This is a genomic window from Paenibacillus sambharensis (assembly GCF_003233845.1).
Lineage (GTDB): Bacteria > Bacillota > Bacilli > Paenibacillales > Paenibacillaceae > Paenibacillus_I > Paenibacillus_I sambharensis.
Genome location: NZ_QKRB01000006.1, coordinates 115,275 through 139,610 on the forward strand (window position 1 = coordinate 115,275; position 24,336 = coordinate 139,610).

The window sequence follows — 24,336 nt, forward strand, 5'->3', positions numbered from 1 at the left end:
CTTGATTCGGATAAGCAGTACAGATGAGGGAACCAGGAGGGAAAACAATGAATAAGGGACGCGTTATATCCGTTACGGGTCCGGTCGTCGATCTCGAATTCGAGCGCGGACAGCTGCCGGAAATTTTGAACGCGATCAAGGTTGAACGGAAAGGCCAGGCCGGTGCTGCAGATATTGATCTGACACTGGAAGTGGCGGTTCACCTTGGCGATAATATGGTTCGTGCAATTGCGATGAGTACGACAGACGGCCTCGTTCGCGGTATGGAAGCTGTCGATCTTGGCGGGCCGATCACTGTACCGGTGGGCTCTGCTACGCTGGGCCGCGTATTCAACGTGCTCGGCGAGCCGATCGATAATGCGGGCGTTGCACAATCGGAAGTTAGTCTGCCGATTCACCGTCAGGCTCCTTCTTTCGATGAGCTGTCGACGCAGGCTGAGATTCTGGAAACCGGCATTAAAGTTATTGACCTGCTAGCACCGTATGCGAAGGGCGGTAAAATCGGCCTCTTCGGTGGTGCGGGTGTAGGTAAGACAGTTACGATCCAGGAGCTTATCAACAACATCGCTCAGGAGCACGGCGGTATTTCCGTATTTGCCGGCGTTGGGGAGCGTACACGTGAAGGTAATGACCTGTATCATGAAATGAAGGACTCCGGCGTTATCAGCAAGACGGCCATGGTATTCGGCCAGATGAACGAGCCGCCGGGTGCCCGTCTGCGTGTTGCCCTTACAGGCCTCACAATGGCTGAATATTTCCGTGATGAAGAAGGCCGTGACGTTCTTCTGTTCATCGATAATATCTTCCGCTTTACACAAGCGGGTTCTGAAGTTTCCGCCCTCCTCGGCCGGATGCCGTCCGCGGTAGGTTACCAGCCAACGCTGGCAACTGAGATGGGTCAGCTTCAGGAGCGGATTACATCCACGAAGAAGGGCTCGGTTACATCCATCCAGGCGATCTACGTGCCTGCGGATGACTACACAGACCCGGCTCCGGCAACAACTTTTGCCCACTTGGATGCTACAACTAACCTCGAGCGCCGGATTTCCGAGATGGGTATCTTCCCAGCGGTTGACCCGCTCGCATCCAGCTCCCGGATTCTGAGCCCGGATGTAGTAGGCGAAGAGCACTACAATGTAGCCCAAGGCGTGAAGCGTATTCTGCAGCGCTACAAGGAACTGCAGGATATCATCGCCATCCTGGGTATGGATGAGCTGTCTGAAGAAGATAAGCTGACTGTTGCACGCGCACGTAAAATTCAGAACTTCCTGTCTCAGCCGTTCCACGTGGCCGAGCCGTTTACAGGACAAAAGGGAATCTACGTACCGGTCAAAGAAACCGTCCGCAGCTTCAAGGAAATCCTTGATGGCAAGCACGACGACCTTCCGGAAAGTGCTTTCCGTTATGTCGGTACGATCGAACAGGCCGTGGAGAAAGCCAAAACGCTGTAAGGCGTAGGACGGGGGTATCCACTTGAGCACTCTATTGCTGGAAATCGTGACACCTGAGCGTAAAGTCTATGCACAGGAAGTCGATATGGTTGTAGTAAAGGGCGAGGAAGGCCAGCTCGGCATCATGCCGAATCATATTCCGCTTGTTACACCGCTTCAGATTGCACCGGTAATCGTGAAGAAGGGCAAGCAGGAAGAGATCATCGCTGTGAATGGCGGTTTCGTTGAAGTTCGCAAGGACAAGGTCGTTATATTGGCAGAGAGCGCAGAGCTTCCTGGCGATATCGACGTTGAGCGTGCTTTGGCAGCCCGTCAGCGTGCGGAGCAGCGTCTTGGCAGCGGCCGTCGGGATGAGATTGACTACCGCCGCGCGGAACTTGCACTGCAGCGTGCGATTAACCGTATTGAACTTAGAAATCGGGTAAGGTAAGCTTCCTTAACAGGAAGCAAGCGTAATAAACAGAGGTTGCCAGCTAGCCATTACGGCTGCTAGGCAGCCTCTTTTTTTGTGCGCAATGCAGAATTAGCTCGGCCAGAGAAAGCTCAAGTGGAATATGTAATTTGCAGTTGACACCGATAATGAGAATCGTTATCATGATAAGGGTGTGATATAAAATACATAACCATGATTATTTATAACAGGGGGCTGGGATCAATGTATATACGGAAACAAACCTGGAGTATTGGACTTATTGTAATGATGCTTGTACTGGCAGCATGTGGTGGTAATAATGCCGTTAATAACGGAACGCCAAACAGCGGCAATGCTGGTAATGCGGGCGGACAAAATGAAGCTGTCCAGGAACCGGTGGAGAACAACACACAGGCAGGAAAAGAAGGACCCATTACAATCAATACGGTTAAAGGTGAAGTTAAACTGGATAAGCCGGCAGAACGGGTTGTTTCCCTGGAGTGGACCTACACAGAGGATCTGCTTGCGGTAGGTGTTCAGCCTGTCGGTCATGCAGACATTGAAGGCTATAAGAACTGGTACGATATCCCTCAAGAATTGTCTGCTGACGTTACCGATGTCGGAACAAGACAGGAGCCGAACCTGGAGCTGATCACAAGCCTTGCGCCCGACCTGATCATTGTTCCGGATTTCCGCTCTGCAGCCAATTACGAACAGCTGGCGGCAATCGCGCCGACAATCGTATTTGGCCCTTATCCGGCAGAGGATGCCGGTTACGATCAATATGGCGAGATGGAGAGCACCTTCCGTGAAATCGCCAAGGCTGTAGGCAAGGAAGCAGAAGCAGAAGAGGTTCTGGCGAGCATGCATGAATCCTTCGCAGCTGCCGCAGACAAGATCAAGGCTGCTGGCAAAGAGGGGCACAAGGTTGTGCTGACCCAAGCTTGGAGTACTAATAATGTACCGGAGTTCCGGCTGTTTACAGATAACTCCCTCGCTGCTCAAATCCTTGAGAAGATCGGGCTTGAGAATGCATGGGAGAGTGACAAGTTCGAGGTGTACGGCTTCTCGACCAACTCTGTAGAAGCATTGTCCAAGATTGAGGATGCCAGCCTGCTTCATATGGTACAGGATGAGGATAATATATTCGAAAATCAGCTGAAGGACAATGCCGTCTGGAATGCATACCCCTTTGTAAAAGAAGGCCGTGTGTATGCGCTGGGCGGTGACACTTGGCCGTTTGGCGGACCGCTGGCAGCTGAAGTGTTTGCAACGAAGACGGCTGATCTGCTGAGTCAATGAAGTTTATGAAGAATCTGCATATCCTGCATACCGGGCAGCCTCGCATTCAAGGAGCAACGGTTAAGGGAAGACCAGCTGCTGGCTGGATCATGGGGATTAGCGGGATCGTGCTGCTTGCACTGGTCTCGCTCCTTCACATTATGCAGGGTGAAGCTGGACTGACAGCGGAGAGGGTGCTGCAGGCTATCCTTAAGCCGGCAGGAGAGACTGCGGATCATATTGTCTGGACCGCCAGGCTGCCACGCACAGCAATCGGTTTCCTGGCCGGCGGTTCGTTGGCCGTTGCAGGAATTCTGCTGCAGGCACTGACACGCAATCCGCTCGCCTCCGCCAGTACATTCGGCATTAACGCCGGCGCTTACTTCGCTTTGGTCGCAGCGTCGGTTGCGGCACCGGCTTTGGCATCATCCCTATCGCTTCCCCTGGCTCTGCTGGGGGGAGGCGGTGCAGGGCTGTTTGCCTATCTGCTCGCAGGAGGCTCACGGTCGACACCGGTGCGGATGGCGCTGTCCGGCATGATTGTGTCGTTAACGCTGGCAGCGGTTACGAGCGCCTTGCTGCTCCTTTTTGAGAATGAAACAAAAGGTTTATATCTATGGGGTTCCGGTTCTCTGGTACAGCTGGACTGGAGCGGCTTCCTGTATGCATGGCCCTGGATTATAGGGGGAACAGCTGCAGCCTGTTTCATGGCGAAGAATCTGGATGCAATGGCGCTCGGAGATGAGATGGCTCAGTCGCTTGGCCAGCATGTAGCGCGGGTGCGGACTGCTGGACTGCTGCTGGCTGTGCTTCTGGCAGCCATAACGGTGAGTGTAGTAGGACCGATTGGCTTCATTGGTCTCATCGCACCCCATCTGCTGCGGATGCTTGGCATAGTCAGGCACCGTCTGCTGATCCCAACAGCCTTCCTGTGGGGGGCGGTCATAGTGCTGGGAGCAGATATGTTTGCCATGATGTTCCGGTCTTCAATCGGACAGCTGCCTGTTGGAGCCGTTACAGCTCTAATTGGAGCGCCTTGGCTGATCTGGCTTGCCGGCAGGGTTGCCAGAGGCAAGGGATCTGACGTGCCCAAATCATCGCCGCAGAGCATCGGGACTCACCTAAGACAGGTACCCTACTTGGGGTGGCTGATCGGATTGGCAGCAGTGCTGGTGGTCTTGATTATCGTGGGGCAGGCTTTTGGCGGAATCCGCCTCCCTGTACAGGAAGTTGTGTCTGCGCTGTTTGGCAGCGGAAGCAGTGAGATGAGCAGCAATCTGGTTATGAAGCTCAGGCTGCCAAGGACACTTATAGCGGCTCTCGCTGGGGCAGCCTTGGCTCTGAGCGGTCTGCTGCTGCAAAGTGTGGTGCGGAATCCGCTTGCTGACCCCTCGATTATAGGGGTGACACAAGGAGCGGGGGTAGGAGTTCTTACTCTGCTCGTTTTCTATCCGGGTCTTGGGGGATATTACCTGTCAGCGGCAGCCTGCGCTGGAGCCGTTCTTACGGCGGCGCTGGTCTATGTACTGTCAGTCCGTTCGGGACTGCAGCCGGCGGTGCTGGCGCTGATTGGGATGGCCGTGTCTGCCATGGGAGCGGCGATCATTAATATTCTTGTCATTAAGTCAGGCATGAGCGCGGCGGCGGGGCTAGCCTGGCTGGCGGGGAGCACCTATGCCAAGGGCTGGCCGCAGCTTCCCCAGCTTGGGGTGGCACTTCTGATCCTCGTTCCGCTCGCCATATGGCAGGCCAAGCGTATGGATATGATTCAATTTACCGATGAATCGTCCACAGGGCTCGGTGTGCTGCCGGCCCGTTCAAGGCTGACGATCGGTATTTTGGGCGTACTGCTGGCTGCAGCGGCGGTAGCTACTGTCGGAACAGTGGGCTTCATCGGCTTGATTGCGCCGCATGCCGTGCGGCTGATGGCCGGTCCTACCCACCGCAAGCTGGTACCGCTAACGCTGTTGTTTGGTGCCCTGCTGCTGGTACTGGCAGACCTTGTTGGCAGATCCGTGCTTGCGCCGGTAGAGATCCCGTCAGGTCTGGTAGCGGCACTGCTGGGTGCGCCTTACTTTGTGTGGCTGATGTATGCGAGCAGCCGCTCAATGAGACGGTCGTAAGGAGCTCAATAGTTAAAGTATGGGTTGTTTAGAAAGCACAGACCTTATCACCAAGGGCTGTGCTTTTTTGTGATGAACGTGATGCCGTAATATCTGTGCCAAAAGTCATATTAGTTCACGTGGATGCGAGTGGAAAGTTACTACAAATAAAAAAACCACAAAAAACAAACAATTATACCTAATTTTCGACTGGTTATGTTACAATACCTTACATAATTAATAGTTCGTAAGTAGGGGGTGGCGTCATGTTTGGGTGGATTGGCTGGCGTAAGGGAATGGGGCTATGGTTGTCTTATAAGCTGAATGCAGGGCTGAGGACTGATGTGGAGGAGATCTTTGAAGGAATTGCGGAGACGCGCCGTGATTTGTTAATGGATTGGTCGCATGAATGCTGGTCGCATATGGACAGGCTCAAGGAGAAGCTGCTGGAAGCCCGAGGCTGCAGCGAAACCTCCGGCTTCGGCGTTCAGCCGCAGCTCATCAGACCTATTCTGGAGCATGCATACGGGCGGGCAGCGGATTTTACAGAATTGTTCGTCCTCTCAGCTGAAGGTGAGGTGATTGCCTCGACCTCGCTATCGCATGAACGAGCCTTATACAACCAAGACAGTATACTGAATCCGGCGCTTGCTTGGTGCAGGAAGGATGCTGGCAAGAGGCTGTTATACGGACCCTATGCCGACCCGGTAACGCGTACATTGGGACCGCGCTCCTCCCCCTTCCATGATGAAATGACGCTGCTGTTTATCGAGCCGTTAACGGATGGGGGCGTGTGGCAGGGAGCTGTCTGCGGAAGGGTGCCCAACGATGTCATTGGAGATCTGATTCAGCGGGAGTCAGGCCATGTGTACCCCGATTCGGGCGATAACTATATCTTTATGGCGCAGCCGGGACTGGACCGCCAGATTAAACCGGGAACAGCGTTGTCCCGCAGCCGGTTTGAAGACCGGACCTTTACGCATGGCGAGAACCTCAAGGATGGGGTCTCGACGGATTGGGGAACGGTCTCGGTGAAGGAGCACACAGAACTGGAGCTTGTATTCACCGACCCGGCAACAGGCGAGCTGCACCCCGGAGTGGCCAATACGATCCGCAATGGCAGCAACCTCTTCATCCAGTTCCCGGGGTATTCGGATTATCGCCATATTCCTGTCATCGGTAAAGGCGTGACCTTCCAGCTTCCACACTGCCCGGATCGATGGGGGATGATGTGCGAGGGAGACCTGGAAGAAGTATACCGAATCAGACGCCTTAGCTGGCAGCTGCTTCGCATGCAGATGGTTGCCTTCCTGCTGCTGTCCGTACTTTCAGGGCTGCTGGTCTATGCGGTGGCAGCGGGGGCCTCGGCATTCGTTACAGCCTTGGCGGCAGTATGCTTTAACCTGTTGTTCGGCGCAGCCGCCATCTATGCCATACAGGTCAGGTATGCCCGGCCTGCCGGTGAACGGCTGAACAGCCTGCAGCGTTTTATCCGCATCAATGCAGAAGGCAAAGGGGATTTGACGAAGCGTCTGGATACGAGTGTATTCAGCAATGATGAGACCCGGGAGATTGCCAAGTGGATTAACAATATGATTGATTCCCTCGAAGGCATTATGAAGAAGGTGAAGCTGGCCTCGGAGGAGGTGCTGACCAGTCAGCGCCAGCTTGGTACAACGACGGCGGAGACGGCCGAGTCGACAGAGCGTGTGGGAGCCACGGTTCACGAGATGATCAGCAGCATCCGGCAGCAGCTGGAGGATATTGATGTGGCGCGTTCTGTCTCCGATCAGATGAGATCCACCCTCCGTGAGCTGGAGCAGCAGGCCGCAGGCCAAATTGCGGTTGCCCAAGGCGAGGTGGAGCGTATTGGGGAGAAGATGGTACATATTACTGGCAAGGTTGAACAGACGAACGGAACGATTCGCGAATTTATGGAGACGGCGGACGAAATCCGCAATGTCATGCAGGTAATAGAAGAGATATCCGCCCAGACTCATCTGCTTGCCCTGAATGCTTCAATCGAAGCTGCCCGGGTAGGCGAGCATGGCAGAGGGTTCGCGGTAGTAGCTTCAGAGATTCGCAAGCTGGCCGACCTGACGAAAGAGTCCACAGATCAAGTCCAGGATATTGTGGCGCAAATTGAGAACAACGCGGCGCGGGCATCCGAATCAATGAACGAGGGTTCACGGGCGGTGGAAGAGGGCGGCAAGCTGGTCCAGGCAGCGGCAGAGACCCTGCATGCGGCGAAGCTTGAGGATTCGGCCAAAACACAGCTGGTGGATGAGGTAGTAGAGCTGATGGGGAAGATAGCAGCGGTCAGCATGCAGAACAGAGCCGCTTCAAGAGAGGTGGAGGACAGGGTCGAGGAGCTGGTTGGCAGTATAACGCAGGTCAGATATACCTCTGCTCATGTGGAAGGGATCACGAGATTTTTGCAGCAGCTTGTCGGCCAATTTCAATTAACGGAAGATCGCAGAGGATAGAGGAATAACAGCCGCTGTGACTGGTTGCGGAAGACCCCGGAATTTCCGGGCTTATTGCACGGACCCCGCTTCCCTCTGTTTGGCCCGTAAACCCCGAGGGTAAATACAGTTCAGCAGGGCAGACTAGTCCTGATGCAGGACAAGCAAATCCTATTGGAACGGAAAGGGGTTTTAGAAGATGGCTAAGAAGGAATCTACCGCAACCAAGGTAAACATCGGCAAAGAGCTGAACAAACAGGTGGCAAACGGCAACGTGCTGTACGTCAAGCTGCATAACTATCACTGGTATGTCAAAGGGCCAAACTTCTTCACGCTGCACGTGAAGTTCGAGGAACTCTATAATGAAGTCACACTGATGATGGACGAAATCGCGGAGCGCATGCTGGCGATCGGTGAGAAGCCTTCGGCGACGATGAAGGAGTACATGCAGCTGGCTACAATCAAGGAAGCCCAGGGCGGAGAAGATCCGACCGAAATGGTCCAGAACATTGCCGACGACTACCGCGCGATGGTCAAAGACTTCCTGGAGCTCGCTGAGGCGGCTGAAGAGGAAGACGATATGCCGACATCGGATATGCTGATCGGTATGGTTGAGAAGCTGCAGAAGCATATCTGGATGCTGGATTCCTACGCGGGAAAATAAGATAGGGACCGCAGGCCGCTGCTGGAAGCCAGCCCCAGTGGTGGTACAGAGCGGAACCCGGACAAGCCTGCTCCGACGGGGATTAGCCCCGAAGGAGCGGCTTTTTCTGTTTATACATAGATATCCATGCGGACTACGGCTTATCTTGCCGGCCGTTCTGCAGTAAGCGCGCAAGAAGGCTGCGGGACTTGACAGGCGGGGATGTACTCCTTATGATTAGTGAGAATTGTTATCAGTTAGATGTCCGGGAGGTCGAACGATGATCCGTCGTTTTATGGGGTATTACCGGCCGCACAGGCGGCTTTTTATGATTGATTTCGGCTGCGCCGTGGTGGTCGCGCTGCTGGAGCTGGCTTTTCCGCTGGCTGTATCCTGGGTGATCGATGAGCTGCTGCCGAAGAATCAGTGGGGCGAGATTGCGACGGCTGGTGTCGTTTTGCTTGCTGTGTATCTGCTGAGCATGGCGCTGCACTTTGTGGTGAGCTACTGGGGCCACAAGCTCGGCATCAATATTGAGACTGACATGCGGCAGCAGGCGTTCAATCATGTGCAGAAGCAGTCGTTCCGTTACTTCGATAATACGAAGACCGGACATCTGATGTCGCGGATCACCAACGACCTGTTCGAGATCGGCGAGATGGCGCATCATGGGCCGGAGGATCTGTTCATTGCATTGATGACCTTCGTCGGTGCGTTTGGCATTATGTGGACAGTGAACTGGGAGCTGGCGCTGATTACCTTCACGGTGGTTCCGGTTATTGCCTGGCTGATTGCTTATTTCAATGTGAAGCTGCACAAGGCGGCCACCCAGATGTTCAGGAGCATCGCCGATGTGAACGCGCGGGTGGAGGACAGCATTTCGGGTATCCGTGTTGTAAAATCGTTCGGCAACGAAGCGTTCGAAATCAACCGTTTCCGTGAAAATAACGCAAAATTCCGCCAGGCAAAGCTGAGCTCCTATCTGGCGATCTCGTTCAGCTCATCCGGCATGTACATGCTGACCCGGCTAATCTCGGTCATTGTGCTGGTCTGCGGCGCGTGGTTCGCCTTCAACGACAGGCTGAGCTACGGCGAATTGGTGGGCTTCCTGCTCTATGTCAACATCTTCCTGAAGCCGATCGAGAAGATCAATGCGCTGATGGAATCCTATCCGAAGGGGATGGCCGGCTTCAAGCGATTTTGTGAGCTGATGGATACGGAACCGGATGTGAAGGATAAGCCGAAGGCAGTGGAGGTGCAGCATCTGCGGGGGGACATTGAGTTCAGCGGGGTTACCTTTGGCTATGAGCCGGGGCTGCCTGTACTGCAGGATGTAGACCTTCAGGTACGAGCAGGCGAGACGATTGCGCTCGTGGGGCCTTCAGGTGCGGGCAAGTCAACCATCTGCAGCCTGATTCCCCGCTTCTATGATGTGGACAATGGTGAAATCCGGATCGACGGCATCGATATCCGTGAGATGTCCCAGCAGTCGCTTCGCTCTCATATCGGCATTGTGCAGCAGGATGTCTTCCTCTTCAGCGGAACCATCCGAGAGAACATTGCCTATGGAAGGCTGGACGCAGATGATGAAGCGGTTTGGGACGCGGCACGCCGCGCCCATCTGGAGAGCATGATAGCGGGTCTGCCTCAAGGGATGGATACGATTATTGGTGAACGCGGCCTGAAGCTATCGGGCGGACAGCGGCAGCGTCTCGCGATTGCCCGCATGTTCCTGAAGAATCCGCCGATTCTTATTCTTGATGAGGCAACTTCGGCGCTCGATACCGAGACGGAGAAGGTGATTCAGCAGGCGCTAGATGAGCTGGCCGTTAACCGGACCACGCTGATTATTGCCCACCGTCTTGCTACCATTCGCGGTGCAGACCGGATTGTGGTTGTGACCGAGGAAGGCGTAGCCGAGCAGGGCACGCATGAGGAGCTGCTGGATCGCGGGGGCGTCTATTCCAGACTGCATCGGGCGCAGTTCGGTGAAGCACTGACGGTATAATAACGCTTTGCAGCGCAGAACTGCATAATACTATAGGAATTAGAAATGCAGCATATCCTTTAACAAGCAGGCATAACAGTTTAGAAGGGATGTCCCTAGTCGTACGACTTTGGAACAGCCCCTTCTTTTTTTTGGAGAAGAAGACATGCTGAGGAATGACAAGTTAGTCTGACAAAGGGACTTTGCAGAGGCACCCGGGCAAAACAGTGGGCGGCCGGGTTGCAGTGAACGGGGTCATAGACGGGGATGGAAGGTTTTGCTATAATTGTGAAGGAAATTTGACGGCCCTCTGTCAGGTTGGCCGATCGTCCGGCTGGAGGTGACGGTATGGCGTACATGAACAACTATGTTGTGGTAACCATCTTCATCCTGCTTGGTGTCCTGCTTCCGGTGGCGGCGTTGACGGCTGGAAGGCTGCTGCGCCCGAACAAACCGACGGAAGAGAAGCGGACAACGTACGAGAGCGGCAATGAGCCGGTCGGTGAAGGACAAGTGCGGTTTAATATCCGCTACTACTTGTTCGCACTCATGTTTGTCATTTTTGATGTGGAAACCGTTTTCTTATATCCCTGGGCTGTCGCTTATCATAAGCTCGGCCTCTTCGTGCTGGTCGAAATGCTGATCTTCGTGGCCCTGCTGCTGGTCGGGCTGCTCTATGCCTGGAAGAAGAAGGTGCTGAAATGGAATTCCGTCTAGAATCGATCACAATGGAAGAGCGCCGGGAGCTGGAGCGGAATGTGTTTATGGGCACACTGGAGGAGCTTAAAGCATGGGCCCGCAGCAATTCGCTCTGGCCGCTTACCTTCGGCCTAGCCTGCTGTGCGATTGAGATGATGGGAACCGGCGCTTCCCATTATGATCTGGACCGCTTCGGTGTGCTGTTCCGCACATCTCCCAGGCAGTCGGATGTGATGATCGTCGCCGGTACGGTGACGAAGAAGATGGGCCCGCTGCTGAAGCGGCTGTATGACCAGATGCCAGAGCCCAAGTGGGTCATCGCCATGGGTTCTTGCGCCACGGCTGGCGGACCTTATGTCAAATCGTATGCGGTTATGAAGGGCGTCGACCAGATTGTGCCGGTCGATGTCTACATTCCGGGCTGTCCGCCCAATCCGGCTGCGCTTATCTATGGGATTAACAAGCTGCAGGAGAAGATCCGGTATGAAGCCAAGACGGGGAAGCGGGTGACAGACCGATGAGTGAGGAAGAGAAGCCAGGCGGAACACTCCCCGAGGAAGAGGAAACCATGCAGCCTTCCCCGCAGCAGGCGGACCTGGATGAGGCGGTGAGCCTGCTCTGCAGCCGTGTGCATGATGAGGCGGTGGCAGAGGCCTATCTGAATGAGATGAATGGCGGCATGCCGGTGCTCATTATCCGCTCCGAGCATTGGCTGGAGGCTGCGCGTATGTTCCGCAGTGAGCCAGCACTTGGCTGTGATTATCTAAGGAATTTGTCGGGTGTGGATTATGAGACTTATATGGAGACGGTCTATCACCTGCTCTCGATGTCTACGGGCAAGCAGTATGCTGTTAAAGTAAGGACAGACCGGGATAACCCGTCCATTCCATCGGTAACGGCGGTCTGGCCGGCCGCGAACTGGAATGAACGCGAGGTGTACGATCTGCTGGGCATTGATTTTCCCGGCCACCCGGACCTGCGCCGGATTATGATGCCGGATGACTGGGCGGGCCATCCGCTCCGTAAGGATTATGAGCCGCTCGACCCGGAGGTGTAGCCGCCTTGATACGAACAGAAGAACTGCTGCTTAATGTCGGACCCCAGCATCCCAGCACGCATGGCGTATTCCGCATCATCGTCAAGCTGGACGGGGAAGTCATTACCGATGCCACGCCTGTCATGGGCTATCTGCACCGGGGAACGGAGAAGCTGGCTGAGAACCTGAACTACACGCAGATTATCCCTTATACAGACCGTATGGATTATGTGTCAGCCATGACGAACAATTATGTCCTCTGCCATGCGGTGGAGACAATGATGGGCCTTCAGATCCCGGAGCGTGCTGAGTTTCTGAGGCTGATTGTGATGGAACTGCAGCGCGTGGCCAGCCACTTGGTCTGGTGGGGGACTTATCTGCTCGATATCGGGGCAATGAGCCCTTTCCTGTATGCCTTCCGGGACCGGGAGATTATTATTAACCTGTTCAACGAGCTGTGCGGCGCCCGTTTAACCTACAATTACATGCGTGTAGGCGGGGTAAAATGGGATGCGCCGGACGGCTGGATCGATAAAGTGAGCGAGTTCATCCCTTATATGGAGAGCAAGCTGGAGGAATATGATCGCCTTGTCAGCGGCAATGAGATTTTCCTGGCACGGATCAAGGGTATTGGTGTTTATGATGCCGAGACGGCGGTCAGCTATGGTCTTTCGGGGGCGAATCTTCGCTGTACGGGCTTGAATTGGGATTTGCGGAAAACGGAGCCCTACAGCCTGTACGACCGTTTTGCGTTTGATGTGCCGGTAGGCCGGACGGGCGATTGCTATGACCGCTACCGGATCAGACTGGAGGAAATCCGGCAGAGCCTGCGGATTCTCAGGCAGGCTGTTGAGCAGTTCCCGGAAGGCGGCGAGACAATGGGCAAGGTCCCCCGCGTAATCCGCCCGCCTGAAGGGGAGGTCTACGTGCGGATTGAATCGCCGCGCGGCGAGATCGGCTGCCATATTGTCTCCAAGGGCAAGGCGGAGCCGTACCGGCTCAAATTCCGGCGGCCGTCGTTCGTGAACCTGCAGATTCTGCCGAAGCTGCTTATTGGGGAAACGATGACGAACCTGATCACCATTCTGGGCGGCATTGATATTGTCGTCGGGGAGGTCGACTGCTGATGGGCGATCTGCTGCGCGAGCCGCTGACATGGGGCCATGCGCTGATCTTTGCAGCGGCTGCCATACTGCTAATGGGCATTGTGCTTGGCTTTGTCACGTATGCCATTTATTTTGAACGCAAGGTGATTGGCTGGATGCAGCTGCGTGTTGGACCGAACCGCGTAGGGCCGTTTGGCCTGCTGCAGACGGTTGCGGATGTGCTGAAGCTGCTGCTCAAGGAAGATACCATTCCCCGCAAGGCGGACCGGGTGCTGTTCGTGCTGGCGCCTGTGCTGGCTTTCGTTCCGGCGTTCGCGGTACTGGCGGTTATCCCGTATACGCAGAGCCTTTATTTTGCCGATCTGAATGTTGGTGTCTTGTACTATGTCGCCCTTAGCGGAATCTCCACACTGGCCATTGTGCTGGGCGGCTGGGCATCCAACAATAAGTATGCGCTGCTCGGCGGCATGCGCTCGGCTGCTCAGATGATCAGCTATGAAGTGCCCCTTGTTATCTCCATTGTCGGCACGGTGATGTTGAGCGGAAGCATGAATTTGCGTACAATCGTAGAAGCGCAGTCTGGCGGGTGGTTCTGGAACTGGCATTTCCTGCCGCAGTTCATCGGGTTTGGCGTCTTTATGATCGCGGCTGTCTCGGAGCTTAACCGGACGCCATTCGATCTGCCGGAGGCGGAATCAGAGCTTGTAGCCGGCTACCATGTGGAATACAGCGGGTTCCGCTTTGCCTTCTTCATGCTTACGGAATACGTGTACGTCTATGCGATTGCGGCGCTCACAACCGTGCTCTTCCTCGGAGGCTGGCATGCTCCTGCGCCATTCCTTGCCGTTGTTCCAGGCTTAATCTGGTTTATACTGAAGTTCGCCTGTATCGTCTTCTTCCTGTTCTGGCTGAGGGCTACCTTCCCGCGTGTTCGTGTCGATCAGCTCATGGGCTTCGGCTGGAAGGTGCTGCTGCCGCTGGCGATTGTGAACGTGTTTGTGACAGCGGGTTATATTGAGCTTTTTATTAAGCATTAACGGGGGAGTGAGAGGATGAAAGGGCTTTTCAAAGGGCTTGCCGTCACCTTGAAGTCGATGACAGCGAAGAAGGTCACCATTTCCTATCCCGATGAGCCGCTCATCATGCCGGACCGTTTCCGCGGCATCCAGCATTTTATACCGGACAAATGTATTGTCTGCAACCAGTGCGTAAGAGTCTGCCCGACAGACTGCATCACACTCACCGGCAAGCCGAATCCGGACCCGGAGAAGAAGGGCAAGGTCATTGACACGTATGATATCAACTTCGAGATTTGTATTCTATGCGACCTGTGCACGGAGGTTTGCCCCACCGAGGCGATTGTGATGACGGGAAATTTTGAGCTGTCGGCCTACAGCCGGGATGACTTGTTCAAGGATAAGGAATGGCTGACGGCCAACGACCGCCTGGTGCGTAAGGATAATAATAATATCGGTGCACCGGTGAAGGGGGGCGGCAAATAACGGATGTTTACGGGGGACTTATCGGGCGAGCTTATCGCCTTTTTCATTCTGGCCGCTTTCACAATCACAGGGGCTGTGCTTATGCTTACACTGACGAAGGTCGTCCATATGGTGCTCTCTCTGGCTGCTGTATTCATTGGCTTGGCTGGCATGTATGTTGTTCTTGAAGCCGAGTTCGTTGCCTTCGTCCAAGTGCTGATCTATGCCGGAGCCGTGTCCATTCTGATGGTATTCGGCATCATGATGACGAAGCATCAGGAGGATCAGGGCCGGCCTGCGGGAAGGATGCCTGAAGTATTGGGCCTGCTGGCGGCAGTGTCGCTGCTTGGTATCCTCTTTTACGCCATTCGCTCGACCGCCTTCCCGGCGGCAGCGCAGGTAGAGCAGGCCGAGGATAACACACTGGAGATTGGCAAGCTGCTGTTTACACAGCATGTCATTCCCTTTGAACTGGTATCGGTGCTGTTAACGGTGGCTTTCATTGGAGCGATTATGCTCGCCAGGAAGGAGACTGATGAGTGATGCTGCCTTCCTATCTGATGCTCGCCGCTATTCTGTTCTGCATAGGGCTGTACGGGGCCTTGACCAAGCGAAATGCGGTAATTGTACTGATATCCATCGAATTAATGCTGAATGCGGTTAATCTGAATCTCGTCGCCTTCGCCAAATACGGTGCGCTTCCTTCGCTTACCGGCCAGGTGTTCACCCTGTTCACCATATCCGTTGCGGCAGCAGAAGTGGCGGTTGGCATCGCCATACTGATCGCCCTGTTCCGCCTCAAGGGAACTGTTCAGGCTGATGAATTTGATGAGATGAGGAGGTAAACGGGTGGATACTGTGTATTCGCATTATGCGTGGCTCATTCCGATCTTTCCGCTCGGTGCTTTCCTTATTCTTGCGGCGGCTGGCAGAGGGATGCGTACAGCCGGGAGTGTGACGGCTATGGCGGCCTCGCTGGCTTCGCTCGTGCTGTCCGTCCTTGTGCTGCTCGAACGGTTGAACGGCCGGGCGGCGGAATACAATGCGTCCTTTGACTGGATTGCAACCCGCGGGTTCCAGCTGTCAATCGGATACGATGTCACGAATCTGACGGCTCTGATGCTTGCGATGGTCTCGCTGATCAGCTTTCTGGTCAGTATGTATTCGGCAGGGTACATGAAGAATGATGACCGGATAACGGTGTTTTACGCCTATATTTCGCTCTTCACCTTCTCGATGCTGGGACTTGTACTGGCGGATAATCTGCTGATGCTCTATATGTTCTGGGAGCTTGTTGGAGTCTGCTCGTTCCTGCTGATTGGCTTCTGGTATACGAAGCCCGCTGCCAAGGCTGCGGCGAAGAAGGCTTTCCTGGTCACACGGGTCGGGGATGTAGGGCTGCTTATCGCTGTCCTGATGCTGTTCTGGTATATGCCTGAGCATGAGCTGTCATTCTCGGCTATTCAGAACGTGTTCAATGAAGGGCAGTCCGGGCTTATCGCCCAAGGAATTACAACAGCTATTGCACTCTTGATCTTCACGGGAGCAATAGGCAAGTCGGGGCAATTTCCGCTGCATGTCTGGCTGCCGGATGCGATGGAAGGCCCGACACCGATCAGCGCACTTATTCATGCAGCTACGATGGTGGCGGCCGGTGTATTCCTGATTGCCCGTACATACAGTATATTCGAAGCCTCGGCGGCAGCGATGGAAACCGTAGCGTTCATAGGGGCCTTTACGGCCCTGTTTGCGGCGTCGATCGCGATGGTGCAGAAGGATTTGAAACGGATATTGGCTTACTCGACCATCAGCCAGCTCGGCTTCATGATGCTGGCACTTGGCGCAGGCTCGCTGACAGGAGGCATCTTCCATCTGCTGACGCATGCCTTCTTCAAAGCGCTGCTGTTCCTGGGAGCAGGCAGTGTGATCCATGCCGTTCATACCCAGAACATCCACGAGATGGGCGGCCTTGGACAGCGGATGAGGATAACGGCCTGGACCTTCGGAATCGGCGCGCTTGCGCTCGCGGGCGTTCCGCCGCTGTCAGGCTTCTGGTCGAAGGATGCCATCTTAGCTGCTGTTCTGGATGAGGGCCATCCCCTGCTGTTTGCAGCGGGGCTGGCAGCCTCGCTGCTTACGGCGCTGTATATGTCACGGCTGTTCTTCCTCGTCTTCGGCGGAAAGTCCGGCGCGAAGACCGGCGCGAAGACCGGCTCCCGGAAAGTGCTGGAATCACCGCTGGTCATGACTGTGCCTCTTGTGGTCCTAGCGGTGCCAGCGGCCCTGCTGGGCCTGGTGGAGCTGCCATGGGAAGGCTGGGGGAAGCTGGGCAGCTGGCTGCTCGGCAGCACGTACAGTCCGCAGCATGACAGCAGTGCAGTGGTTATGATCATGTCAACGGCGGTTGCGGCCCTTGGCCTCTATATCGGGTGGCTCGTCTACGGGAAAGGCATGATCTCCCGGACGGCTGCAGCGGCCCGTCTGCCATGGCTCGTTAACGTGCTGGAGAATAAGTATTATATCGATGAGCTGTACCGGTACTGCATTGTCCGCCCGGTCTTAGGAATTGGGACACTGCTTGTGCTGTTCGACCGCTATATCGTTGGCGGGGCAGTCCGGCTGGCCGGGGGCTTGGCTGTGCTAGCGGGCAAAGCGGGAACCCGCATGCAGAACGGGCAGGTGCAGACATACGGGCTGCTGACTGCAGCAGGTCTCGTTATCTTGATTGTGGCTGTCGCCGGAAGGAGGTTCTGGTAATGCCCGAAACCATTCCATGGCTTACCTTCCTGGTCTTCGCACCGCTGTTGGGCGTGGTTGTTCTGCTGCTTGTGCCGCGCAGGCAGACCCGGCTGCTCCGGCTGATTGCTGTTGCTGCAGCGCTGCTGCCGCTTGCGCTCTCGCTGTGGCTGTTCGGGCAGTATGATGCAGCCGTACCGGATCAATTTCGTGAACAGGCGGCCTGGATGAATGTGGCCCTGAACCGGGAAGCGTTAAGCGGCTCGGTGACATCCTTTATCTATCAGTTTCAGTATGATCTGGCTTTGGACGGAATATCACTTCCGCTGGTGCTGCTGGCGGCCTTTATCGGCTGCATGGCGGCACTGGCCTCCGTGAACATCAGGAAGCGGCGGAAGTCCTATTATGTCTGGTTCCTGCTGCTGGAGACCGGCATGCTGGGCGTCTTCCTGGCCCGTGACCTGCTGCTCTTCTTCCTGTTCTTCGAGCTCACGCTTGTCGCCATGTTTTTCCTGATTGCTATCTGGGGCTACTTTGACAGAGAGAAGGCTGCCAATACCTTCTTGATCTACAACGGTCTTGGTTCGGCCGTGATGCTGTTTGCCTTCATCCTGCTTATTTACACAGCCGGCTTCCAAGCGGTCGAGGCTGCTGGCAGCGTAGAACTGATCTACAGCGGAAGTTATGATGCCATCGCAGCTAATCTGTTAAACCCGGAAGCCTATGTTAACTTGGCGCCGAATCTGATGGATGGTGATAATCCGTTCTATATGAGCGGGGAAATGCGGTGGACTGTCTTCATCCTGCTGCTGGTCGCCTTCGGCATCAAGCTGCCGATTGTGCCGCTCCATACCTGGATGCTGCACGTGCATAAGGAGGCGCCGGTTCCTGTGGTGATGATCCACTCTGGTGTGCTGCTGAAGATGGGTGCATATGGTTTGCTGCGCTTCGGCATGTTTCTCTTCCCGGCCGAGGCGCGGGAGGCGGCGGCGGTGATCGCCTGGCTTGGGCTTGCGAGTATTCTGTATGGGGCGCTGCTCGCCCTGCGGCAGCATGACTTCAAGCTTGTGCTCGCGTACTCTTCGCTAAGCCATATGGGAATTGTCCTGTTGGGGCTGGCCTCGTTCAACGAAATCGGCATCCAGGGCGCGGTGTTCCAGCTGGTGTCGCATGGACTGATCTCGGCTCTGCTCTTCCTTATCGCGGGGAGCATTCAAGAGCGCACGGGAACAACAGAGCTCGCCGAGCTTGGCGGGCTTGCGCGTTCGGTGCCGTTCATCAGCGGTGTGCTGCTGGCAGGAGGCCTGGCCTCTCTTGGGCTGCCGGGACTTTCCGGCTTTGTCGGCGAGTTTCTGTCCTTCCTGGGGCTGTTCGAATCCATGAAGGTGGTGACGGTGCTGGCAGCAGCCGGGATGGTCATCACGGCTGCTTATGTGCTTCGCAGTGTGCTCGGTATAACATTCGGGCCGCTTCGCGAGAGCGGTGAGGAACTGAGGGATGCCCGGCTGATCGAAGCCGTACCGATGATCGCGCTGCTGGCTTTTATCATTCTGCTGGGCCTTTATCCTTCTGTTCTTACCGGTACGACGGCTGACAGCCTGCAGGCATTCTTATCTCAGTTAAGGGTGGGGGGATGAACATGACAAGCACAGACTTGCTGCAGGGGTTAACCTGGCAGGATGTTGGCTACCTCACCCCGGAAATCACGCTGATAGCTATGGCGGTTCTCATCACCCTTCTCGACTTGGCGCTGCCTGACCGGATCAACCGTGCCTTTACCGGGTGGCTCTCGCTCATAGGGATCTTGGGCTCCCTTGGCTTTGTCAGCTGGCATATGCTGCAGCTGGGCGGAGGGGCTGCGGATGGAGCGGTGCCCGGTGTGGTCCGTTTATTGGGGGACAGCTATCGTGTCGATGGTTACGCAAGTGTGTTCAAGATCATACTTCTCAGCGCCTCGGCTCTGATTATTCTTCCGGGCATAAGCGCCGTTCAGCGGGATGATCGGGTAGTGGACAAAGGCGAAACTTACACGCTGCTGCTCCCGGCTGTTGCAGGGGCGCTGATCATGTGTTCGACGGCTGACCTGATCACACTGTTTGTCGGTCTTGAACTGCTGAGCATCTCTACCTATGTCCTGGTTGGCATTCGCAAACGATCCGGCCTCTCCCAGGAGGCGGCATTCAAATATCTGGTAATGGGCGGCATCTCATCGGCGTTCATATTGTTTGGGATGTCCTATATCTACGGTGTCACAGGATCGACCAACTATGGCGCTATAGGAGGGGCTATCACCGGGGCTCTCGCAGACTATGAGGCGCTGGTATATGTGGGGTTCTTCTTCCTGATCGGCGGCTTTGCCGTCAAGCTTGCGGCTGCCCCGTTCCATGCCTGGGCACCGGATGTGTATCAGGGTGCACCCGCATCTGTGACCGCGTTCCTTGCCGTGGTCACGAAGGGTGCCTTCCTGGCCGCCCTTCTGCGCTTCTTGTTCAATACGGCGCTGCCCCAGCTGCATACGCCGTTTGGGGAAGATATATTGCTGGCCTTCAAGCTGCTGGCTGCTTCAGCTATGATCGTTGGAACGACGGCGGCGCTCAGGCAGCGCAACATCAAACGGCTGCTGGCCCTGTCAGGTACGGCCAATACGGGCTACATGCTGGTTCCGTTAGCGGTAGGGGTAGGCAGCTTCGTGCAGTGGAGCAGCGCGGCTGAGCTGGGTTATTACATGATTGCTTACGCGCTGATGACAATTGGTGTCTTCACCACCCACCTGGTGATCAGCCGGGAGGCGGGTCATGATGAGATGAACGGCTACGCGGGGCTCTACTACCGGGCGCCCTGGACGGCTTGGGCAATGGTTATTCTGCTGCTGTCCTTCGCCGGCATTCCGTTTACCGCGGGGTTCACCGGCAAGCTGTTTATTGTGCTGGGTTCTGTCAAATCTGAGGATTACTGGCTGGGGGGGACGATGCTGCTGACAAGCGTTATCTCTTATTACTTCTATTTCGCAATTATACGCCAGATGTTCACGCGTGCAGCGGAGACTGAGAAGCGGATACTTTTACCACCGAGTTCAGGGCTGACGATATGGATTTGTGTGTCTGCCACACTTGCACTAGGCTTGCTTCCGGGTCTCGCAATGAACTGGATGGACCGCACCATATCGGTCCTGCGCGATATCCTTCTGGGATGACTGGATGACTTGATGTTCGGATAAGCGAGAGCTCTGCTATTTAATAAATTGGAAATTATTTTTGCAGAATTGGTAATCTTAAAGTGAAGACTGGATATTAATGAATGAAGCCTGGATGCTTAACCTTTAGCGGTTAAGGGGTATCCGGGCTTCCCTGTTGTAAGGGAACCCTCCAGGTCATACAAAATCTTAAGGTTAAAATTTGCAATCCGCTCGTATATTACAGCATGCGGAAGTAAATAGTTTCCTGTCCGCCAGGCGAAATCAGGGGGGAAATAGAGGAATCCCGGCCGTTGAAGTCGAAAAGATTACGAATGAGATATCTATGGTTGAAAAGGCTGAATAAGATGACAAACAGGGGAATCCAAGATAACCAAAGGCGCAGCTCCAAACAAGCGGGCTGCTCGTATCAGTTGAAACGCACGGGACGTGTGAGAGTCACGCGCCCCTGCTTCGTCCTGTCTATGCTTGCCCTATTACTGGCATGGACTGCCGCAAGTCCAAATCTTCTTCTGCCGGGAGTCTTGGGCTTTGCCTACGCGGACAGCCAGCAGGGAGTGCAGAGTGCCAAGCTTCCAACCTGGCTGGTAAAATGGCAGGGTGCAGAAGCGGGGGGCAGGGATGAGCTTCCGTTCACCGTCATGCTCGGAAGCCAGCCGGAAGCGGGAGTGAGCATCGTCCGCCCGGCACCGGGCGTGGACAAGGACAAGTGGCTGACTACTCTTGCGGCGATGCCAGAGGTGGAGTATGTGCACCCGAACGGGACGGTGGAACTGCTCTCTTCCCCTTCACCCGCGTCCGCTGCTGTTCCGAATGATCCGGCTTATGATCAGCAGAGGTACTTGAAGCAGATTGGAGCGGATAAGGCATGGAAGCTTGCGAGGGAGCAGATTGATTTCAAGATTGCGCTTATCGACACCGGAGTGGATTTGAGTCATCCGGACTTGAAGGATAACCTCGTGGAAGGCACGAATCTGGTAACCAAGGGGAAGCCCCCGGCAGATGATAACGGTCACGGCACGCTTGTTGCCGGTGTTCTTGCTGCGGTTGGCAATAATGCCAAGGGTACCACGGGCGTGCTGTGGAAGGCGAAGCTGATGCCGGTTAAGGCACTGGACAGCAAGGGCCAGGGAGAGGAAGACCGGCTTGGCGAGGCGATTCTCTACGCCGTTAATAACGGCGCGAAGATCATTGTTTTATCGGTAGGCTTATACCGTCACTCACCGTATATGTCCGATATCGTTGACTATGCCGAAAGCAAGGGTGTGCTGCTGGTTGCCGCCAGCGGCAATGACGGCCAGCTGCTTGGCAGCCGGGCGGCTGTCAAATATCCGGCGGCATACCCCACGGTGGTGGCTGTTGCCGGCGTTACAGCGTCTGGTTCACCGGAAAAACGTTCAAATCCCGGACCGGAAGTTGATATCGCGGCTCCTTGGCAGGTATACACCACAGCGCTTGGCGGGGGGTATAAGCGGGAAGAGGGTACTTCCATGGCCGCTCCTCAGGTTGCGGCTGCCGCTGCACTTCTCTGGGCAGCATCTCCGGAGCTTAAGCCTTATCAGATCAGGGAGCAGCTCAGGCAAAGCGCCAAGGATATCGGCGCCAAGGGCAGGGATGACTGGTCGGGTTACGGGCTGCTTCAGGTTGACGAGCTGCTTGCTGCCAAGCTGACGGTCGATGGCTTCGAGCCCAATGATACCAGGCGTGCTGCTGCGCAGCTTCCGCTGGGCAAGATGAGGCCGGCAAGGCTGACAGGCGGAACAGACGCAGACTGGTATAAGCTGAACCTTAAGCAGGACGGTATCCTGCATCTTCGATTCAAGGGGACCCAGCAGGAGGGCGCTGCCATGCCGCCAGTTCGCATCACGCTCTATGATGACAACGGACAGGTGGAGGAAGCGGATGTGCGGATCTCCGACCGGACCATGGAGTGGCAGGTCCGCCCGGAAACTGCTTATATAGAGGTCAGGCTTGCAGATTCGGCGAAGAAGACCATTCTGCCTTACCAGCTGACCGCGCAGCTGAAGCCTGCTGCCGACGCCTATGAGAAGAATGATAAGCCGTATGAAGCCTTCACACTGTCTCCCGTCACACAGACGCTGACCGGAACCTTCCATCAGAAGGGTGACCGGGATTGGTATTCACTAACCTTGACCAAAGCAGGCACCATCCGTGTCAGCGCAGATACGGATACCGCGCGTATCGACCCTGCATTCATGGTTCAACGGGCCGGTGAACGTGAAGCGCTCTACGATGAGAATGGCGATGGGGAGGCTGAGCATTCAGGCACCATAGCGGTTAAGCCGGGTAAATACTATATTCGTGTGCATAATGCTGCAGCGGCGGAAGCAAGCCCGGTAACAGGAACATACACGTTAAAGCTTGAAGTTGAAACCCGGTTTGAGGATCCGAATGAACCGAACGACCAGTATTATTCGTCTACTGTTCTGCAGCCCAAAATTGTCTATAAGGGTGTTATCGATACCTCGGAGGATCAGGATTGGTATCAGCTGAGACTGGATGGTTCGCATATTGTAACGCTTAGTCTGGATGAATTCCCGAATAACAGGGAGATGAAGATAGAAGGCTATGACAAGAGGCAGAAGCTTGTATTCACTGCGAAATCAGAGCCTGGCAAGCGGTCCGTCGTGACCAACCAGCTGCTGCAGCCGGGGACTTATTACGTAAAACTGACCGCGGACCGGCCTTTTGCCGATAGTCTTTACAAATTCACAATGAATGCCGATAAACTGGTAGCAGGCTTTCGAGACATAGAAGGCCACTGGGCGGAGACGGCGATCGTTTCACTAAGCCGTAAATCAGTAGTCGGCGGTTTGGGCGAGTACAGGTTTAGCCCAGACCGTTCCATTACACGCGCGGAAGCAGCGGCGGTTATTGTCCGTGCGTTCGGTGCGGGTAATTCTAATGTGCCGGTGTCTGACTTCACAGATATCCGTAAAGATCACTGGGCGTATTCTGTGATCCGGCAAGCGTCCGGATCCGGCTATGTGTCTGGTATGCCGGACGGCAGGTTCGAGCCTTCGCGGCCAGTAACGAGGGCAGAGGTGGCGGTGATGCTTGGAAGGGCGCTCGGAAGCAAGCCGGTCAGGCCGGTGGCAGAGCCCTTCTCGGACCTTGCTTCAGACCACTGGGCAGCAGGCATGCTGGTTCGGATGCACGCGGACGGGGTAATTGGCGGATATCCGGGCCTTGCGGTTAAGCCTGACGGTACGGCCAGCCGTGCCGAATTCGCCACAATGGTTTACAGAGCGCTTGCCAAAAGGGGTTGAAGGACAGGATGGCGGAATCATTTGCACCGCTTGGCGTAACCGGATTGTTATCCATTATTGTAACCTTGCTTAGTATCTATCTAGCCTGGATTGTTATTCAGGAAATCAAGCTTGATGCCTTCTTGAAGCGTCCCAAGAGCGGCCAGGCGAAGCTGCTTCAGATCATGCTTGCTGTTATAATAGGGCATCTGTTCGCCAGATTTATACTGGATTACTGGAACTGGTCTCAGCTGCTCCGGTATATTGTCGAATAAGCGGGACGAAACATGTCAACAATGGGTAGTACATGACGGACCGAAAACAGCGAAAGTACGCGAAACATATGGCAGGAATGTGAACTTTGACTGGCTATGATACCACAGAAAATAACGCTTGTCGATTTGTGTAAGGTAATGTTAAGATGTCTAATGGGTATCGGACGGGAGAGATCCCATTTTATTCACAAAGTGGTAAG

20 protein-coding genes are annotated in these 24,336 nt (G+C 55.1%); all 20 read left to right on the forward strand.

What is annotated here, in order from left to right; genetic code table 11:
- Positions 1-47 precede the first annotated feature (47 nt).
- Positions 48-1,451, forward strand: a complete 1,404-nt coding sequence (atpD, locus tag DNH61_RS00555) for a F0F1 ATP synthase subunit beta (protein WP_111144750.1) — start codon at positions 48-50, stop codon at positions 1,449-1,451.
- A 22-nt stretch (positions 1,452-1,473) separates the two neighbouring features.
- Entirely contained in the window at positions 1,474-1,881 is a 408-nt protein-coding gene (locus DNH61_RS00560) for a F0F1 ATP synthase subunit epsilon (RefSeq protein ID WP_111144751.1), read from the forward strand.
- A 225-nt stretch (positions 1,882-2,106) separates the two neighbouring features.
- The gene (locus DNH61_RS00565; RefSeq protein WP_111144752.1) at positions 2,107-3,165 is read left to right on the forward strand and encodes an ABC transporter substrate-binding protein; all 1,059 of its coding nucleotides are present in this window, start codon (positions 2,107-2,109) and stop codon (positions 3,163-3,165) included.
- A 5-nt stretch (positions 3,166-3,170) separates the two neighbouring features.
- Positions 3,171-5,267, forward strand: a complete 2,097-nt coding sequence (locus DNH61_RS00570; RefSeq protein ID WP_111144851.1) for an iron ABC transporter permease — start codon at positions 3,171-3,173, stop codon at positions 5,265-5,267.
- A 245-nt stretch (positions 5,268-5,512) separates the two neighbouring features.
- Positions 5,513-7,732 carry a methyl-accepting chemotaxis protein gene (locus tag DNH61_RS00575; protein ID WP_111144753.1) on the forward strand — a complete coding sequence of 740 codons (2,220 nt, stop codon included), beginning with the start codon at positions 5,513-5,515 and terminating at the stop codon, positions 7,730-7,732.
- A gap of 178 nt (positions 7,733-7,910) precedes the next feature.
- On the forward strand, positions 7,911-8,375 hold the full coding sequence (locus tag DNH61_RS00580; RefSeq protein WP_111144754.1) for a Dps family protein: 465 nt from the start codon (positions 7,911-7,913) through the stop codon (positions 8,373-8,375).
- Between the two features lie 259 nt (positions 8,376-8,634).
- The gene (locus DNH61_RS00585; protein WP_111144755.1) at positions 8,635-10,362 is read left to right on the forward strand and encodes an ABC transporter ATP-binding protein; all 1,728 of its coding nucleotides are present in this window, start codon (positions 8,635-8,637) and stop codon (positions 10,360-10,362) included.
- A gap of 327 nt (positions 10,363-10,689) precedes the next feature.
- On the forward strand, positions 10,690-11,058 hold the full coding sequence (locus DNH61_RS00590) for an NADH-quinone oxidoreductase subunit A (protein WP_111144756.1): 369 nt from the start codon (positions 10,690-10,692) through the stop codon (positions 11,056-11,058).
- Entirely contained in the window at positions 11,043-11,561 is a 519-nt protein-coding gene (locus DNH61_RS00595; protein WP_111144757.1) for a NuoB/complex I 20 kDa subunit family protein, read from the forward strand. Before DNH61_RS00590 ends, DNH61_RS00595 begins: the two co-directional genes overlap by 16 nt.
- Complete coding sequence (locus DNH61_RS00600; protein WP_111144758.1) at positions 11,558-12,097, forward strand: NADH-quinone oxidoreductase subunit C; 540 nt, start codon at positions 11,558-11,560, stop codon at positions 12,095-12,097. The genes DNH61_RS00595 and DNH61_RS00600 overlap by 4 nt, the downstream gene beginning before the upstream one ends.
- Positions 12,098-12,102: 5 nt before the next feature.
- Positions 12,103-13,203, forward strand: a complete 1,101-nt coding sequence (locus DNH61_RS00605; protein ID WP_111144759.1) for an NADH-quinone oxidoreductase subunit D — start codon at positions 12,103-12,105, stop codon at positions 13,201-13,203.
- Positions 13,203-14,219 (forward strand): NADH-quinone oxidoreductase subunit NuoH, encoded by a 1,017-nt coding sequence (gene nuoH, locus DNH61_RS00610; protein ID WP_111144760.1) that lies wholly within the window; start codon positions 13,203-13,205, stop codon positions 14,217-14,219. The genes DNH61_RS00605 and nuoH overlap by 1 nt, the downstream gene beginning before the upstream one ends.
- 15 nt (positions 14,220-14,234) lie before the next feature.
- A complete protein-coding gene (nuoI, locus tag DNH61_RS00615; protein WP_111144761.1) occupies positions 14,235-14,684 on the forward strand; it encodes an NADH-quinone oxidoreductase subunit NuoI in 450 nt (149 codons plus the stop codon).
- Between the two features lie 3 nt (positions 14,685-14,687).
- A complete protein-coding gene (locus DNH61_RS00620; RefSeq protein ID WP_111144762.1) occupies positions 14,688-15,206 on the forward strand; it encodes an NADH-quinone oxidoreductase subunit J in 519 nt (172 codons plus the stop codon).
- On the forward strand, positions 15,206-15,508 hold the full coding sequence (gene nuoK, locus DNH61_RS00625) for an NADH-quinone oxidoreductase subunit NuoK (protein ID WP_111144763.1): 303 nt from the start codon (positions 15,206-15,208) through the stop codon (positions 15,506-15,508). Before DNH61_RS00620 ends, nuoK begins: the two co-directional genes overlap by 1 nt.
- 4 nt (positions 15,509-15,512) lie before the next feature.
- Positions 15,513-17,420 (forward strand): NADH-quinone oxidoreductase subunit L, encoded by a 1,908-nt coding sequence (nuoL, locus tag DNH61_RS00630; protein WP_111144764.1) that lies wholly within the window; start codon positions 15,513-15,515, stop codon positions 17,418-17,420.
- Positions 17,420-19,036, forward strand: a complete 1,617-nt coding sequence (locus DNH61_RS00635) for a complex I subunit 4 family protein (protein WP_111144765.1) — start codon at positions 17,420-17,422, stop codon at positions 19,034-19,036. The genes nuoL and DNH61_RS00635 overlap by 1 nt, the downstream gene beginning before the upstream one ends.
- Positions 19,037-19,038: 2 nt before the next feature.
- The gene (locus tag DNH61_RS00640; RefSeq protein ID WP_245947810.1) at positions 19,039-20,592 is read left to right on the forward strand and encodes an NADH-quinone oxidoreductase subunit N; all 1,554 of its coding nucleotides are present in this window, start codon (positions 19,039-19,041) and stop codon (positions 20,590-20,592) included.
- Between the two features lie 347 nt (positions 20,593-20,939).
- The gene (locus DNH61_RS00645; RefSeq protein WP_181438525.1) at positions 20,940-23,882 is read left to right on the forward strand and encodes a S8 family serine peptidase; all 2,943 of its coding nucleotides are present in this window, start codon (positions 20,940-20,942) and stop codon (positions 23,880-23,882) included.
- An 8-nt stretch (positions 23,883-23,890) separates the two neighbouring features.
- The gene (locus DNH61_RS00650) at positions 23,891-24,136 is read left to right on the forward strand and encodes a DUF1146 domain-containing protein (protein ID WP_111144768.1); all 246 of its coding nucleotides are present in this window, start codon (positions 23,891-23,893) and stop codon (positions 24,134-24,136) included.
- Positions 24,137-24,336: the final 200 nt, after the last annotated feature.

Excerpts from the sequence above, each read along its gene's own strand:
- DNH61_RS00600 (WP_111144758.1), top strand. The coding sequence starts at position 11,558 with ATGAGTGAGGAAGAGAAGCCAGGCGGAACACTCCCCGAGGAAGAGGAA.
- nuoK (WP_111144763.1), top strand. The coding sequence starts at position 15,206 with ATGCTGCCTTCCTATCTGATGCTCGCCGCTATTCTGTTCTGCATAGGG.
- DNH61_RS00590 (WP_111144756.1), top strand. The coding sequence starts at position 10,690 with ATGGCGTACATGAACAACTATGTTGTGGTAACCATCTTCATCCTGCTT.
- DNH61_RS00580 (WP_111144754.1), top strand. The coding sequence starts at position 7,911 with ATGGCTAAGAAGGAATCTACCGCAACCAAGGTAAACATCGGCAAAGAG.
- DNH61_RS00645 (WP_181438525.1), top strand. The coding sequence starts at position 20,940 with ATGACAAACAGGGGAATCCAAGATAACCAAAGGCGCAGCTCCAAACAA.
- nuoI (WP_111144761.1), top strand. The coding sequence starts at position 14,235 with ATGAAAGGGCTTTTCAAAGGGCTTGCCGTCACCTTGAAGTCGATGACA.
- DNH61_RS00650 (WP_111144768.1), top strand. The coding sequence starts at position 23,891 with ATGGCGGAATCATTTGCACCGCTTGGCGTAACCGGATTGTTATCCATT.
- nuoH (WP_111144760.1), top strand. The coding sequence starts at position 13,203 with ATGGGCGATCTGCTGCGCGAGCCGCTGACATGGGGCCATGCGCTGATC.
- DNH61_RS00570 (WP_111144851.1), top strand. The coding sequence starts at position 3,171 with ATGAAGAATCTGCATATCCTGCATACCGGGCAGCCTCGCATTCAAGGA.
- DNH61_RS00595 (WP_111144757.1), top strand. The coding sequence starts at position 11,043 with ATGGAATTCCGTCTAGAATCGATCACAATGGAAGAGCGCCGGGAGCTG.
- DNH61_RS00640 (WP_245947810.1), top strand. The coding sequence starts at position 19,039 with ATGACAAGCACAGACTTGCTGCAGGGGTTAACCTGGCAGGATGTTGGC.
- DNH61_RS00575 (WP_111144753.1), top strand. The coding sequence starts at position 5,513 with ATGTTTGGGTGGATTGGCTGGCGTAAGGGAATGGGGCTATGGTTGTCT.
- atpD (WP_111144750.1), top strand. The coding sequence starts at position 48 with ATGAATAAGGGACGCGTTATATCCGTTACGGGTCCGGTCGTCGATCTC.
- DNH61_RS00635 (WP_111144765.1), top strand. The coding sequence starts at position 17,420 with ATGCCCGAAACCATTCCATGGCTTACCTTCCTGGTCTTCGCACCGCTG.
- DNH61_RS00565 (WP_111144752.1), top strand. The coding sequence starts at position 2,107 with ATGTATATACGGAAACAAACCTGGAGTATTGGACTTATTGTAATGATG.
- DNH61_RS00620 (WP_111144762.1), top strand. The coding sequence starts at position 14,688 with ATGTTTACGGGGGACTTATCGGGCGAGCTTATCGCCTTTTTCATTCTG.
- DNH61_RS00585 (WP_111144755.1), top strand. The coding sequence starts at position 8,635 with ATGATCCGTCGTTTTATGGGGTATTACCGGCCGCACAGGCGGCTTTTT.